Origin of the sequence: Pseudoalteromonas rubra, assembly GCF_000238295.3 — a bacterium.
GTDB lineage: Bacteria > Pseudomonadota > Gammaproteobacteria > Enterobacterales > Alteromonadaceae > Pseudoalteromonas > Pseudoalteromonas rubra.
In genome coordinates, this window is the sequence record NZ_AHCD03000035.1 from 319,238 (window position 1) to 334,229 (window position 14,992).

Below are 14,992 nucleotides of genomic sequence, written 5' to 3' on the forward strand. Positions count from 1 at the left end.
ACTGTTTCGTTAATTCTAACATGACTTTTTGCACACCTTAGCAAGAATTTCCCTAGGGTGCACAAGGTTTTATCACTTCACCTTGCTCCCCTTTTACTTCTTCCATTACAACATAGGTGCGACTTTCACTAATACTGGGTAATTTTAAAAGTATCTCACCTAAAACGCCGCGATACTCGGACATATCCGTTACTCGGGTTTTTAACAGGTAGTCAAAATTACCAGACACAAGGTGACATTCAATAATTTCATCATGTTGTTTGACCGCCTGATTAAACTGATCGAACACATCTGGCGAATTTTTATTTACTGTGACCTCAACGAATACCAACAAGCCCTGACCTAGTTTCACCGGGTCAACAACGGCCTTATAACCTTTTATATAGCCTTCGCGTTCGAGTTTTTTTACCCGCTCCAGACAAGGTGTAGCGCTCAGTCCTATTCGTCTTGCCAATTCTACATTAGAAATTCGTCCGTCTTTTTGCAGTTCAACTAAAATCTTTCTATCGGTTCTGTCTAACTGAGTATGCATGATCAGTTTTATATCCTGAATATTTACTTAATACAGTGTTATCAACTATTCATTATACTAAAAAAGGTAGGACATACTAGCAAACCATATCTATAATGGTCGAAAATTTTTACCCCGTTCTTAATTGAGGCGAATTGTTATGATTATTGGTGTACCTAAAGAGATAAAAAACCACGAGTACCGTGTTGGTATGGTTCCAGCGAGTGTTCGTGAACTGATTAATCACGGCCACCAGGTAATAGTTGAAACAAATGCAGGTATCGGTATTGGTTTCACTGACGAAGATTACATTCAGGTTGGTGCTGAAATCCGTGACACAGCGGCACAGGTTTTCGAACAAGCTGACATGATCGTTAAAGTAAAAGAGCCACAGGCTGTTGAACGCGCAATGCTACGTGAAGACCAAATTCTATTCACTTACTTGCACCTTGCACCTGATTTGCCTCAGACAGAAGATCTGGTTAAGAGCGGCGCAATCTGTATCGCATACGAAACTGTTACTGACAACCGTGGTGGTTTACCACTATTGGCACCTATGTCAGAAGTTGCTGGTCGTATGTCAATCCAGGCGGGTGCGCAGGCACTTGAAAAGTCAAACCTGGGTCGCGGCATGCTTTTGGGTGGCGTACCAGGTGTTGAACCAGCGAAAGTCGTTGTGATCGGTGGTGGTATGGTTGGCCGTAACGCAGCACAAATGGCTGTTGGTATGGGTGCTGACGTAACAATCCTTGACCGTAACATCGACGTTCTGCGTAGCCTAAACGCACAGTTTGGCAGCCAGGCTAAAGTTATCTACTCAACAGTTGATGCGCTAGAGAAGCACGTTGTTGAAGCAGACCTAGTGATCGGTGGTGTTCTAATCCCAGGTGCAGCTGCTCCTAAACTAGTTACAGCTGAACACATCAAAGCAATGAAGCCTGGTGCAGCAATCGTTGACGTTGCTATCGACCAGGGTGGTTGTATCGCAACTTCCAAAGCAACAACACACGCAGAGCCAACTTACATCGTTGATGATGTTGTTCACTACTGTGTAGCAAACATGCCAGGCGCAGTACCACGCACTTCTACTTTCGCGTTGAACAATGCAACACTGCCTTACATCATCAAGCTTGCAAACCAGGGCTACAAAGAGGCGCTATTGTCTGACGAGCACTTCCTGAATGGTCTGAACGTGATTAAAGGCCAGATCACATGTAAAGAAGTTGCTGAAGGCTTTAACATGGAATACGTTGAAGCACGTACAGCGCTTGCCAACGCATAATTAAACACTTTGTGTTTACAAAGCCTCGCTTATGCGGGGCTTTTTGCTTTTTGTACGCCAGACTCGAAGAGAGTTGCCTGCACCGCTTTTTATTGTCTATCTTTTTATAATAGTCAGGTAGTAAAGGTAGCGTTGCATGGCCATATCTCTCACCCAGCAAGAAAAACTCATTTTAAAAACGGTCAATATTCCGCCAAGACCACAGGCACTGTTGCAGTTTTCAGAAGAAGCTAAGCTCCCGGAACCCAACATCACTAAAATTTCAGACATATTGCAAAGCGATGTGGCGATCAGTGCTGCTATTTTGCAGGTAGTGAATTCAGCTGCCTTTCGCCGCAGCCGCGAAATTGACTCCATTGAACAAGCAGTCATGATACTGGGTTTAAAGCGGCTTATTCCGCTAGTTAAAGCGGTGGCTTTGAAGTCTTCTGTTGATTTACCTGCTGCACTAAGCGATTTCTGGGAAACGCAGTCCGATATTGGTCAACACGCTTCTCTCATTTGTAACCGCCTTAACCGGCCTGCGCTGGCAAATCACGCCTACATGCTTGGTTTATTTCATGGCGTTGGGATCCCCATTTTGTGCCAGCACTTTGATGACTATCAAAACGTACTGGATAAAGCGCAGACAGACGGCTGGACCGAAGCCAGTCAATTTGAGTTTGCCCGCTACCACACTAGCCATGGCACTATAGGCGCGTTACTCGCTCAACAGTGGCGCCTGCCAAAGATCGTGATTAACGTTATTTACTACCAACATGACGTAGACGGTATTCTCACGTCCGGGGAGTTGGATAACATTGGTAATGACTTGCTGTCGATTTTAAAAATTGCCCGCCATAAAACCTATTTAGCTACAACCCCAGTAAGTGAACAAAATCCGGAGTGGCAAGTAATCAAAGACGATGTCATGGATTATCTGGATATTTCTGACGAAGAGCTCGACGAGTTGTGGGGTGAATCATCAGAATAGAGATACTCCACGCCCAGCACCTACAAATAAGAACACGATAGGCCGAGATAATTAACCACAGCAGATCCGCTTATAACTAATAAAAACTGTATTTAAATGCCTAAATAATTGAAAGTTTCCCTCAATGATTTACCTTTATAAAGGGAAGCAGTTAGGAGATATGCCTGTGAAGTTCAAATTTAAGGTAATAGCCGTCTCAGCCTCAGTGCTCTTTCTGGCCCTGTTATTACTATCACTTAAACAGTATTTTTTACTGAAAGATAATTTACAACAACAAGTCAATGATAGTGTAGGAGAAATCATTCAGGGGATCAGTAACACTGTGACCTCGCAGATGCAAGGTGCCATTGATTTGGCAGTATTGACCACTGGACTGGTCGAACAAAGCGACTCACTTAAACAAGCCCTGCCCTTGATCTCACAACCCAAATTAAAAGAAACATTTCTGTTGATTGGCTATGGCGAAGACGCGACCGGCAACTATGTTGCAAGCGATCCAGGATGGGATCCCGGACCAACCTGGGACCCAAGGGTGCGGCCATGGTTCGCCGGCGCTAAACAAGCTAATCAATTGATAGTGACAGCACCTTATGCCGATTCAGTGAGTAAAGAAATTGTGGTATCTGTTGGCACACCCGTTAAGAAAGGCGGCCGTTTCCATGGCGCTATCTTCTTTGATGTCAGCCTCGCCAAACTCGGTAATATGATCAATTCTTTCGAACTATTTGATTCTGGTTTTGCGTTTATGGTGAGTAAAGATGGCACCATTATTTCGCACCCCGATACCGAGTTAAACGGTCAGCAAGCAAGTCAATTTTTAGGCCGGACCCAGGTGTCTCAAACGGTGCAAGAAATTATGATGAATAACCGCACCTATTTGATCACCTTTAAGGACGTCGAAGGTTTGGATTGGTATGTGGGTGTCGCGCTCGAAAAAGACAAAGTATTTGCTGCTGTCGATACGATGGCTCAGGACGCCACTTTATTTTCACTCATCGCAGTGATTGCGGCCGTTGTTGTATTGTCATTGGTCATTAACTTGCTCCTTAAGCCCCTTGAAGACATCAATGTGGCGATGGCTAATATAGCCCAGGGACACGCAGATCTGACTGTTCGTCTTGAGGCATCTAACGAACCCGAATTTGCGTCACTGGCTGAAAACTTCAACCGCTTTACTTCCCGCTTGCAAACGCTCATTGCTGATATTCAACAACTTGGACATGAAGTATTAGAAGATGCCCGGCAGACGTCTACCGGGGCCAATCAGGCCACCATGGCCATTGAGCAACAACTCAATGCCCTCAATACTTTAACGACTGCCACAGCGAACATGTCAAGCACAGAACAACAAGTTGCAAACACAGCACAACAGGCAGCCGACGCCATTCAGAACACCGACAACCTCGCCAGCAATGGAGAAACCATAGTTGCAGAATCAACCGACGCCATTACGGATTTGTCTGTGCAAATCAAACGCGCTGTGGATGTTGTCGCTGAACTCGAAGTATCGTCCTCAGGCATAGAGCAGATATTATCTGTTATCAACGGGATTGCTGAGCAAACCAACCTGTTAGCACTAAACGCTGCAATTGAAGCCGCACGGGCTGGCGAATCTGGTCGCGGTTTTGCGGTAGTTGCCGATGAAGTCAGAACCCTGGCACAACGTACACAAGAAGCAACAACCGAAATTAAAGCCATGATAGATCAGCTGCAAAGCGGTGCTCAAAGTGCGGTTGGTGTTATGAATCAAAGTCAGACCATAGTGGAAAAGTCGGTCAGCAAAGCTAATGACACCCGGGAGGCACTGGATGCAATCCGACAGTCTATTGCCAGCATTGTCGATTTAAATGTCAGCATCGCCAATATGATCAGTGAGCAGAAACACGTAGTAGAAGAAGTTAATCATAATGCTTCGCAGATCCGTAACCTGTCTGACACTGTATTTGATGAAGCCAAAGCAGTTGACCACACAATGCAATCTCAGGTAGAAAAAATTGCTAAGCAGGAAGACATGTTAGAACAGTTCAGGGTGTAAACTTGCCACTGAGTAATACTAGCGAGTGAGGTTAAAACTCGCTAGTATATGGATATAAAGACAGTATAAGTAGCATTTCGGCATATGCATAGCGACCTTAAAGACACTTTCGAGCAATATTTTCAGATTGCCGAGTCCAACCAGATTAACCTGTACCCTGTTGACGCCAATATGGTGCCCAAAAGTCAGGCTCAACTAGAAGCTGCCATTCCACCTCTGTTCAGGCTAGCAAACGAAATTAATGAACTGGACCTAAATGCACTGAGGCCACTGCGAAACCTGGGTGATATTGCCAGCGACTTGGCTGCGTATCTGCAAGCCCAGTCACGTAAAATCGACCTGATCATGAGTCATATTCTGGCCACGGAACAACCTGAGGATGAACTACTCAGATGTGACAGCTATGGTGGTGGTGGCATCACAGCTACACTTGAACAAGACTATAGCCTTGGCCAGGACTTCAGAACCAAAGTGTTCTTACAACACGAAGCCAGCGCCATATTTTGTTATGCCCAGGTAATAGATAAAGAAGCGCTTGATTCGGGCTTCCGTTATACCCTGGCCTTCACTCAAATTCGCGATAATGATCAGGAACTGTTGGTCCGCGCCAGCTTGCATGCCCAAACCCGGCAGTTAAAAAAGCGTCAGTCACCTGACGAAAATGAACAAAATAGCTGACAGCTAAGCTGTCAGTGCTAAACTAGTCGTCTACTATTTTTGATTGATTACACCATGAGTTTTACACTTTTACCCGAGTGGGCAACACAAGATGCCGTGATGCTTACCTGGCCACATCAAAATACTGACTGGGCAGACATATTACCCCAGGTTGAACCCGTTTATATCGCTTTGTGTCAGCAGATCTCTCAAGTTGAGAAGGTCGTCATCGTAGCGCACAATGCCGAGCTAAAAGCACATATAGAACAAAAACTCACAGCAGCCGATGTCGACATGACACAAATCGTGTTCGTGGTTGCGCCCTGTAACGATACATGGGCCCGTGATCATGGACCACTGACTACGCAAGATGCGTCAGGTCGAATCTCCGTAAAAGACTTCACCTTTAATGGTTGGGGTAACAAGTTTGCAGCTGAGCTTGATAATCAGATTAACGCGCACCTGCACGCTCAGGTGGTTAACCCCCAAAACCACTATGAAGCTATCGAACTGGTGCTTGAAGGCGGTGGGATTGAAATCGACGAAGCAGGCACTTTGTTAACCACGTCTGAGTGCTTGCTTAACCCAAATCGTAATCCGCACCTGACTAAAACCGAGCTAGAGCAAAAACTGAGCGAGATTTTAGGTGCCAAACAGTTTCTCTGGTTAGACCATGGCTTCCTGGCCGGTGATGATACCGACAGTCACATTGATACGCTGGTCCGCTTTGCGCCTAATAATACGCTGATATACGTCAGCTGCGACGATCCAAAAGATGCGCATTATGAAGCCCTCAGCGCGATGGAGACACAACTGAAGTCATTCCGTACGCCACAAGGCCAGCCATATAACCTGGTCGCCCTGCCCTGGCCTAAAGCCGTATTCAATGATGAAGGCGACCGTTTGCCGGCCACCTATGCAAATTATCTGATCATCAATGATACCGTTTTGATGCCGCTCTACGGCGATGACAACGACGCCCGCGCACTGACTCAATTGCAAAGCGCACATCCGGAGCGTACCGTCATTGGCATTGACTGCCTGCCTATTATTCATCAGTTTGGCAGCCTCCACTGTATCACTATGCAGCTACCCGCCGGATTTTTAAAACAGGACTAATTTTAATGAGTAACAACACGTTGAAAGTCGCACTGGTTCAGCACAGTAATAGCGCCGATTTACAAAACAACCTGGATAAGTCCATTGCCGGGATCCGCGATGCAGCGGCTCAGGGCGCGAAACTCGTGGTATTACAAGAGCTGCACCGCAGCCTGTATTTTTGTCAGACTGAAGACACTGACCTGTTTGACCTGGCTGAGACTATTCCGGGCCCAAGCACCGATGTATTTTGTCAGCTCGCCAAAGAGCTGAACCTGGTAATTGTCGCTTCGCTTTTCGAAAAACGTGCAACCGGCTTGTATCACAATACAGCTGTTGTCTTTGAAGCCAATGGCAGCATTGCCGGTCAGTATCGAAAAATGCACATTCCTGACGATCCGGGCTTTTATGAAAAATTCTATTTTACACCTGGCGACATGGGCTTTACGCCTATCCAAACCTCAGTAGGTAAACTGGGTGTATTGGTATGTTGGGATCAATGGTTCCCGGAAGGTGCACGCTTAATGGCCATGGCCGGTGCTGATATGCTGATTTACCCGACGGCAATAGGATGGGACCCTCGCGACGAGCAGGACGAACAAATTCGTCAACGCGATGCCTGGATGATCGCACAGCGCGCCCATGCCGTATCAAATGGCCTGCCCGTTTTAAGTGTGAACCGTGTTGGCCACGAAGCCGACCCAAGTGGCCAAAGTGAAGGTATCCAGTTCTGGGGTAACTCCTTTGTCGCGGGACCACAGGGCGAACTACTGGCACATGGCAGCGAATCTGAAGAACAACTTTTGGTGGTTGAACTTGATCAGAGCCGCAGTGAGTCCGTCAGACGAATTTGGCCATACCTGAGAGATCGTCGTATCGACCATTATCAGGATCTGTGCAAAATTTACCGGGATTAACCCCATCCCATTGCGGCCTCGGCTTAACGTCAGGCCGCTTTGCTCTATTATCGCTAAGCGCGAGTCGAATTACATTAAGTGCAATAAAAACAACATGCAGTAACAGGAGTATATGAATGGCAACAGCGCAGTGGAACAAACTTCCCTGGGTCAAATCACAAAAGGATAAAATCCATTGGGGCCAGCTGGTCGGTAGCAGTATGTCCATTGCCATCAGTGAAGGCGTCAGGCAGCATGATGCACTGGTTGTGGTGGTGACACCTGACACGCCAAGCGCATTACGCCTTGAGACTGAGTTAGGTTACTTACTGGGTGAGGACAAAGTTCATGTTTTCCCCGACTGGGAAACCTTACCCTATGATCACTTTTCACCTCATCAGGATATCATTTCGCAGCGCCTTGCCAGCCTGAATTCCCTGCGTCATCAGCATCAGGGCGTATTATTACTGCCTGTGTCCACGTTAATGTTGCGGACTGCACCACCTGAATTTATTTATGGTAATGCCTTACAGTTCAAGGTCGGCGACTCTCTGGATGCACAAAAGCTCAAAGAAACGCTGGCTCAGGCCGGATACCGTAACGTACAGCAGGTGATGGAGCATGGCGAATTTGCTGTCAGAGGCTCTATTATCGACCTGTTCCCAATGGGCAGCACCACGCCATTCCGACTCGACTTTTTCGATGATGAACTGGACAGCATTCGACTCTTTGATATTGAGACGCAGCGCTCCAGCGAACAAATAAAGTCCATCGATTTATTACCCGCACACGAATTCCCAACCAACGACGAAGACATTGAACGTTTTCGCATTGCGTATCGGGAAACCTTTGGTGCGAGTAGCGAACAAGATTCCATTTATATGCAGGTAACCCGGGGCAACTGGCCTGCCGGTATTGAGTATTACCTACCGCTATTTTACGAAGAAATTGCAACCATTTTTGATTACCTGCCAGAACAAGCCGTATTTATGCACCTGGGTGACATCGAACAGGCAGCCTCCGAGTTCTGGCTAGACGTCAACAATCGCTATGAGAACCGACGGGTTGACCCATTGCGCCCACTGCTGGAGCCAGTGCGCCTTTATCAGAACGTCGAAACCCTGTTTGAAGGGTTTTCGCGTTACCCGAGAATTCGCCTGAGTGAAGCTAGCCTGGGCACCAAGGCCGGGCATACCAATCTCAGCGCTCAGCTGGTGACTGATGTCCGTGTTGACCACAAACAGACTGATCCCTACAAGCCACTGCTGGATTACATTACCGAACAGAAAAAGAATAAAGGCCGGGTGTTATTCAGTGTGGAGTCGGATGGTCGCCGCGAATCTCTGATGACCTTACTCAAGCCAAGTGGCCTGAAGCTCAAAGAGTTCGATAATTTTGCAGATTTCGCCGGTGCGCGCAACGACGTGGGCCTGATCGTCAGTCCGCTTGAGCGCTCTGTCATGCTCGACGGAAACAAGCCTTTAAGTATTCTGACTGAGCAAGAATTGCTGGGTATTAAAGTGTCACAGCGGCGCCGTCGTAAACACAAATACGATCAAGGCCAGGATGCACTTATACGCAACCTGGCAGAGCTCAAAGAAGGCCAGCCAATTGTCCACCTGGACCATGGTGTCGGTCGATACCTTGGCCTGCAGACCATTGATGCCGCGGGTGTTGCCACAGAGTTTGTGACCATCATTTATGCCAATGAGGCCAAGCTCTATGTGCCCGTATCTGCACTACACATGCTAAGCCGATACTCCGGGGGGGAAGAAGCCTCAGCCCCGCTGCATAAACTCGGCTCTGACGTCTGGGAAAAAGCCAAACGCCGCGCCGCGGAAAAAGTCCGAGATGTTGCTGCAGAGCTGCTGGACATCTACGCTAAACGTCAAAGCAAGCCGGGTCATTTATTCAAACTCGACGGCCAGGCCTATCGCGAATTCAGTGATACCTTCCCGTTTGAAGAAACTGACGATCAACGTAACGCCATTGACGCCGTACTGGGAGATATGCAAACCCCACTGGCAATGGATCGCCTGGTGTGTGGTGACGTTGGTTTTGGTAAAACAGAAGTCGCTATGCGTGCGGCCTTTGTGGCGATAAATGACAACAAACAAGTTGCCGTGCTGGTGCCCACTACTTTGCTGGCACAGCAGCACTATGAGAACTTCCGCGACCGCTTTGCCTCCTTGCCCATTGAGGTCGGTGTATTATCCCGCTTTAACAGCACGAAAGAGCAAAAAGACACCCTCGACAAGCTTGAAAACGGCCAGCTTGATATTGTGATCGGCACCCACAAACTGCTGCAACAGAGCATCAAGTATAAAGATCTGGGCTTATTGATTGTCGACGAAGAGCACCGCTTCGGGGTAAGACAAAAAGAAAAGATCAAACAGCTACGCGCCGACGTAGACATACTCACGCTCACAGCAACACCTATTCCACGAACCCTGAATATGGCCATGAGTGGCATGCGCGACCTGTCAATCATTGCAACACCACCCGCAAAACGCCTGGCAGTGAAGACCTTTGTGCAGGAGCGCAACGACGAGGTGATCCGCGAAGCCATCCTGCGGGAAATTAAACGCGGCGGTCAGGTGTACTTCTTACACAATAATGTCGAAACCATAGATAAAACGGCAGCCGACATTGCCGTACTGGTGCCTGAGGCCAGCATTGCCATCGCCCATGGCCAGATGCGCGAAAAAGAACTCGAACAGCTGATGAGTGACTTTTATCATCAGAAACACAATGTGCTGGTGTGTACCACCATCATAGAAACCGGTATCGATATCCCGTCAGCTAATACCATCATCATGGACCGTGCCGATAAGCTAGGTCTGGCACAGATGCACCAGTTACGTGGCCGGGTTGGTCGCAGTCACCATCAGGCTTATGCCTACCTGCTGACCCGCAACAGCCAGACGCTGACCAAAGATGCCGTAAAACGACTTCAGGCCATTGAATCACTTGAAGACCTCGGCGCCGGCTTTGCCTTGGCGACGCACGATTTGGAGATCCGGGGCGCGGGTGAACTACTGGGTGATGAACAGAGCGGTCAGATCCAAACCGTCGGCTTTACCCTCTACATGGAAATGCTTGAGCAGGCTGTACAAGCACTTAAAGACGGAAAAGAGCCAACCCTGGAGAATCTGTTACAACAGCAAAGCGATGTGGACCTGAAAATCCCAGCACTGCTGCCTGATGACTATATCCATGATGTAAACATGCGCCTGAGCATGTACAAGCGTATTGCCAGCGCCAATGATGAAGACACGCAGGACGAGCTGAAGGTCGAGCTGATTGACCGCTTTGGATTACTGCCGGATGCCGCGAAAAACCTCTTTAGTATTCAACTTTTGAAATCAAAAGCGGCTAAACTGGGGATCACCAAAGTGGAAGCCAACCAAAAAGGCGGCTACTTTGAGTTCAGTGCCAGTACCACGGTTAACCCGACATTCATCATTGCTCTGATACAAAGCAACCCGACTGTGTACCGCATGGAAGGTGCCAGCAAGTTGCGCTTTAATATCGAAGAGAAAAATGGGCAGGAACGTTTAAAACTGGTAAATGCAATGATTGACGACTTTCAGAAAAAGGCGGTGGCATGATAAGGACAGCCCTTTCCCTGACATTACTGAGCGCTGCGCTGCTGGCCTCAGCTTCGGCCAGCGCAAAACGCTGGTATGAAGTTGAGCTGATCGCCTTCGCTCAGCAGGATAACGAGCAACTGCAAGAGGATTTTACGATTGAAAATCCCGAGCTGGATTTAAACCGAACACTGGACCTGCTCACTAAAGGCTACAACAGTGCCGGCCAGCAGGCTTGTCTCAATGGTGACAGTCGCTTTGATCCGCGCACTGTTACCAGCCGCTTTGTTCAACAAGATGCATCCTGGCACTGCGCCGATGGCGTTGACTATATGGCGCAGTATCAACAACTGCCGCTTACGCCCCACGCAGAGCCGCAGGACCATAAACAAAGCATCTACTTGCTCAACCAAGAGCAGCTTAAATTTGACAGCGTGCTCAATAAGTTAAAAAAGAAAGGGTTGGAACCAATTCTGCATACCGGCTGGCGCTTTCCCGACCAAAGTAAAAAGCGCGCCCCAAATATACTCGTTTATGGCGGGCAAAAGTTTGAGCAACCCGCCAGCTATGTGGCCCGTTTAGGTGCCCCGGACGATGGCTTTATCAGCCTGCTGAGCCAACCCAAACAAGTTGCACAAAAGGAACAAGATCCGACACTGTGGCAGCTACAGGGCTGGATGAAAATCCACATACGGCATTATTTATATGTTACCAGTAACTTTGACTATCATTACAAAAGTGATGAAGGCGACCTGCAAAGCGCCAGAATGTCTCAGTTTACCCGGGTATACAGCGGCGACATTCATTATTTAGATCATCCCAAAATGGGGATCATCTTCCAAATCAGAAAATACAGACACTGACGGAAACTACTATGAAAAAAATTTTAACCCTGACTCTGCTCCTCGGCCTGGCCGCCTGCTCTAAAGTAAGCATGGAAAACTACGATAAAATCGAAGTGGGTATGGACAAAACTGAGCTGGAACAAATTCTGGGATCTGCAGATCAATGCGAAGAAAAAACCCTGCACACCAACTGCACCTGGGGCAACGACAGCAAACACATTAAAGTGACTTTGGTTTCGGATAAAGTGACGCTGTACAGCAAAAAAGGGCTGGAATAAGCATTTTTGCTAGCCAAAACTGAAAACCCGGCAATGATGCCGGGTTTTCAGTTTTGGCTCTGTCAGTAAGAGTTACAGGTTAATTAATGTCATAACGCCCCGTCAGCGTAGCTCCGCTAAACATGGGGTCGGCGCTCAGCAGGATATAGTAAACCCCGCCACTCGTTGTACTAAAATAACAGGTTTCACGGTTACCGACTTTCCAGGGACGACAGTCATAGTCAGTTTTGCTTGCCTCGTTACCAAACTTCACATGTAAGTCAAGCTCCCCTGTTCCGCCTGTGGTGTTGAAGGTAATATTAGTCGCACCAGCAGGCACCGCCATGGTATACATCAGTTGACCGCTATCAGACACATTGACGGGAACAGCAACCCCATTTTGCAGTTCATTTTCACCTGTAATAGGCTGCTGAATATAACGGGCTAACAAAGTGGCATCTTGATAGCCTGTTTCAGTGCCAACCGCAATATAGTGCCAACCTTTTTCGATGTTATCTAAAACCAGGGTTTCATCATTATTGGGCCCTGTTGATTCATGGGTATAACGCCAGCCGTTATCCGGACGGCCATACTCATAGTAAAGATCCGCATTGCCCGTGCCATGACGTAGCGTGATCTCCAGAGAAACGTTTTGCAGCCCTTCGGGCACGTAAATAGGGTACTCTTTTAGCTGTCGGGTATCTGTACCTGACAAACACCTGGCCTGACCCGCCAAAGTTCTGTCAGACGCTGATTGCACCCCACAGGCATTGATGCCAACCTGATCACTCCCCTGAATGTCATCAACATTCACAGGCTCCACTGGTGAAGGAGGACGCGTGGTGTCAATAACACACCCTGTCGAATCTACTTGTCCCAGCCAGTTTGCAAACTGGTCGTCATACAACTTCTGAGCGACCCATTTGTCTACCAGCTCAGAGCGGTAGCGCGCGAAGTCGCCTTCCTTAAACAATGTCAGCATATCGAAGAACGCGGCGTTTTGTTGCTCGTACATAAAGCGTGTTGCCAGGTAGCCCCAGTCGTAGATCCGTGTTTGCCCCACTCCATACTCGTTGCTAAATATAGTGGAAAGTGAATAAGTCCCCTTTCTGGCCTCTTCAACAGCATAAGGGTTACAGTTCTTCAGCGAGCTATATTCCGCAATCCCTTCACCAAACCAGACTGTACGACCCGCGCTATTGCTGTCATGAAAGTCGCCTTTTGAGATATAACGCCCTTCCAGATAATGAACATACTCATGCCGCAGATTCCAGATGTCAAAAACCGGCCGCTCAGATACGTGTTCATAAGCATAAAAGGTAGCCTGATCGCCCGGCGCGGACGGATCTCCCTCCCGATAAGTTCCCCCATTGTTAGTGCTGACATTAAACAGCACTCCACCGTACGTGACCCACTCTTTTTTATCATTAAATATCACCATTCTGAGCGAGTCGTTGTCATCCGGTGTAACCGGAACCCGATCTGTACGCAACAGTTGATGAAAGTGGTCTTCATGAGCCTTGAGCGAATTACAAGTCCATGCCAGCTGCTCCGCAGTCATATCCTGCGCCCAGATAAACAGATTGCCTGACGGACACATCAGACGATTGCCTAGTACCTGCGAAATAATTTCCTGTGGCTTGTCACACACCGCGTAAGCGTCACACTGACGGTTGTAATTGATCGATTCGAGTACAGCCAGATATAGCGTTCGTTCACGGTTGGTTTTGAGCGGCCCGTAGCTGTTCAGTATGCGTGTGATCTCAGTTTGTAATTTGGATTCTAACTGGGCAAAGTGAGGATCTTGTTCTCCACGATAAAAATTAACCAGCTGGTACCCTAGGTTGAACAAATGGTAATCATTTTCTGACTTGCTCAGCCAATTGAGGTTGTCATTAATGAAACCCGTAATTGCATCTATCAGAGCGTGTGTATGCTGTTGTGAACGACAACTTGTATCACGCGCACAGTCATTCAGAACTTGCCAGAACAAAGGGGTTGCTGAGCGCCCCCAGTCATTAATTTGCTCATAGGATTCATCGTATCTGGCTAACAGACCAAGCGTCAGTGGCACCAGAAACTGACCTATTTGTGCATTTTTAATGATGCCTGTCGCACTGCGGATCAATTGTGCGTTGGTCTCTGTTTTATCAAAGAAATGATCACTGGCATAGAGAGTATTGATAGCACTAACCATAGCTTGCTGTGTCGTCGGGTTCACAAAACGTCTGAAGTCGTAATACGCATAGGCTTTTAGCCAATAAAACAGATCGCTAAGGTAGGGAACATCAGTCTGACCATCGTAGTTAACCAAGCGGTTATTCAGTTCATTGATAACGGTGGCAAAGTTAGCATCTGTGTAGGCCCCCAGAGTCAGAGTTTCAGGCTTATCATTAAACAAGGTATCGATACAGACTTTACCATGACGTCTTATCGCCTCCAGAAAAACTGAACCACTGAGATGGCTGAATACCTCATCGGGGCAAACGGTTGAAGTCGAAAGCGCATTACTGAAAGACATAAAAACACGACTTGCAAAAGGCTGTTCAGTTTTCGGTGTGATTTGCCTGTTACTGTGCATTGCATCCGCTTTATACTCAGTATCGGCATGGATATGCGCAACGTCGACAGCATTAAAGTCATTTATGGGTGTCGCTGTTTCTCTGTCACCATGCGCCCAGCCAGAGGCTGAGCTTAGCGCGATGACCAGAGGTGTCATCTTGATTACTTTATACATGTTGTTGTCTCATTTAATTATATTGTTATATTCCAGGCACAGTTAACCCTCAAGACAGTGCCCGATGGATGTAGAAATAAATAAGCCACACAAGGTGTGGCTTAAGTCTTC

Annotated in this window: 11 protein-coding genes; 9 read left to right on the forward strand and 2 right to left on the reverse strand. The window is 47.6% G+C overall.

Annotated features, from left to right (window positions below):
- Positions 1–52: 52 nt before the first annotated feature.
- On the reverse strand, positions 53–532 hold the full coding sequence (gene lrp, locus PRUB_RS12435) for a leucine-responsive transcriptional regulator Lrp (RefSeq protein WP_010384600.1): 480 nt from the start codon (positions 530–532) through the stop codon (positions 53–55).
- A 139-nt stretch (positions 533–671) separates the two neighbouring features.
- Between lrp and ald the strand changes: the two genes are divergently transcribed.
- From ald to PRUB_RS12480, 9 genes are all read left to right on the forward strand, one after another.
- The gene (gene ald, locus PRUB_RS12440; RefSeq protein ID WP_010384599.1) at positions 672–1,793 is read left to right on the forward strand and encodes an alanine dehydrogenase; all 1,122 of its coding nucleotides are present in this window, start codon (positions 672–674) and stop codon (positions 1,791–1,793) included.
- Between the two features lie 136 nt (positions 1,794–1,929).
- Positions 1,930–2,766, forward strand: coding sequence for an HDOD domain-containing protein (locus PRUB_RS12445; protein ID WP_010384597.1), 837 nt, complete (start codon positions 1,930–1,932; stop codon positions 2,764–2,766).
- Positions 2,767–2,926: 160 nt separating this feature from the next.
- A complete protein-coding gene (locus tag PRUB_RS12450) occupies positions 2,927–4,801 on the forward strand; it encodes a methyl-accepting chemotaxis protein (RefSeq protein ID WP_010384596.1) in 1,875 nt (624 codons plus the stop codon).
- Between the two features lie 84 nt (positions 4,802–4,885).
- Positions 4,886–5,479 (forward strand): PilZ domain-containing protein, encoded by a 594-nt coding sequence (locus PRUB_RS12455; protein WP_010384595.1) that lies wholly within the window; start codon positions 4,886–4,888, stop codon positions 5,477–5,479.
- 54 nt (positions 5,480–5,533) lie between these two features.
- Positions 5,534–6,577: an agmatine deiminase family protein gene (locus tag PRUB_RS12460; protein ID WP_010384594.1), complete on the forward strand. Its 1,044-nt coding sequence runs from the start codon at positions 5,534–5,536 to the stop codon at positions 6,575–6,577.
- Positions 6,578–6,582: 5 nt separating this feature from the next.
- Positions 6,583–7,473, forward strand: coding sequence for a carbon-nitrogen hydrolase (locus tag PRUB_RS12465; RefSeq protein ID WP_010384593.1), 891 nt, complete (start codon positions 6,583–6,585; stop codon positions 7,471–7,473).
- A 116-nt stretch (positions 7,474–7,589) separates the two neighbouring features.
- Complete coding sequence (gene mfd, locus PRUB_RS12470) at positions 7,590–11,063, forward strand: transcription-repair coupling factor (RefSeq protein ID WP_010384592.1); 3,474 nt, start codon at positions 7,590–7,592, stop codon at positions 11,061–11,063.
- The gene (locus PRUB_RS12475) at positions 11,060–11,905 is read left to right on the forward strand and encodes a CsiV family protein (protein ID WP_010384591.1); all 846 of its coding nucleotides are present in this window, start codon (positions 11,060–11,062) and stop codon (positions 11,903–11,905) included. The genes mfd and PRUB_RS12475 overlap by 4 nt, the downstream gene beginning before the upstream one ends.
- Before the next feature lie 11 nt (positions 11,906–11,916).
- Complete coding sequence (locus PRUB_RS12480) at positions 11,917–12,165, forward strand: hypothetical protein (protein ID WP_010384588.1); 249 nt, start codon at positions 11,917–11,919, stop codon at positions 12,163–12,165.
- A gap of 79 nt (positions 12,166–12,244) precedes the next feature.
- Here PRUB_RS12480 and PRUB_RS12485 read toward each other — a convergent pair whose 3' ends face one another.
- Positions 12,245–14,881: a M9 family metallopeptidase gene (locus tag PRUB_RS12485; RefSeq protein ID WP_010384587.1), complete on the reverse strand. Its 2,637-nt coding sequence runs from the start codon at positions 14,879–14,881 to the stop codon at positions 12,245–12,247.
- Positions 14,882–14,992 lie beyond the last annotated feature (111 nt).

What these genes read in the sequence shown, in the direction of transcription:
- PRUB_RS12445 (WP_010384597.1), top strand. Translation starts at nt 1,930, where the DNA reads ATGGCCATATCTCTCACCCAGCAAGAAAAACTCATTTTAAAAACGGTC.
- PRUB_RS12475 (WP_010384591.1), top strand. Translation starts at nt 11,060, where the DNA reads ATGATAAGGACAGCCCTTTCCCTGACATTACTGAGCGCTGCGCTGCTG.
- PRUB_RS12460 (WP_010384594.1), top strand. Translation starts at nt 5,534, where the DNA reads ATGAGTTTTACACTTTTACCCGAGTGGGCAACACAAGATGCCGTGATG.
- ald (WP_010384599.1), top strand. Translation starts at nt 672, where the DNA reads ATGATTATTGGTGTACCTAAAGAGATAAAAAACCACGAGTACCGTGTT.
- PRUB_RS12465 (WP_010384593.1), top strand. Translation starts at nt 6,583, where the DNA reads ATGAGTAACAACACGTTGAAAGTCGCACTGGTTCAGCACAGTAATAGC.
- PRUB_RS12485 (WP_010384587.1), bottom strand. Translation starts at nt 14,881, where the DNA reads ATGTATAAAGTAATCAAGATGACACCTCTGGTCATCGCGCTAAGCTCA.
- PRUB_RS12455 (WP_010384595.1), top strand. Translation starts at nt 4,886, where the DNA reads ATGCATAGCGACCTTAAAGACACTTTCGAGCAATATTTTCAGATTGCC.
- PRUB_RS12480 (WP_010384588.1), top strand. Translation starts at nt 11,917, where the DNA reads ATGAAAAAAATTTTAACCCTGACTCTGCTCCTCGGCCTGGCCGCCTGC.
- mfd (WP_010384592.1), top strand. Translation starts at nt 7,590, where the DNA reads ATGGCAACAGCGCAGTGGAACAAACTTCCCTGGGTCAAATCACAAAAG.
- lrp (WP_010384600.1), bottom strand. Translation starts at nt 532, where the DNA reads ATGCATACTCAGTTAGACAGAACCGATAGAAAGATTTTAGTTGAACTG.
- PRUB_RS12450 (WP_010384596.1), top strand. Translation starts at nt 2,927, where the DNA reads ATGCCTGTGAAGTTCAAATTTAAGGTAATAGCCGTCTCAGCCTCAGTG.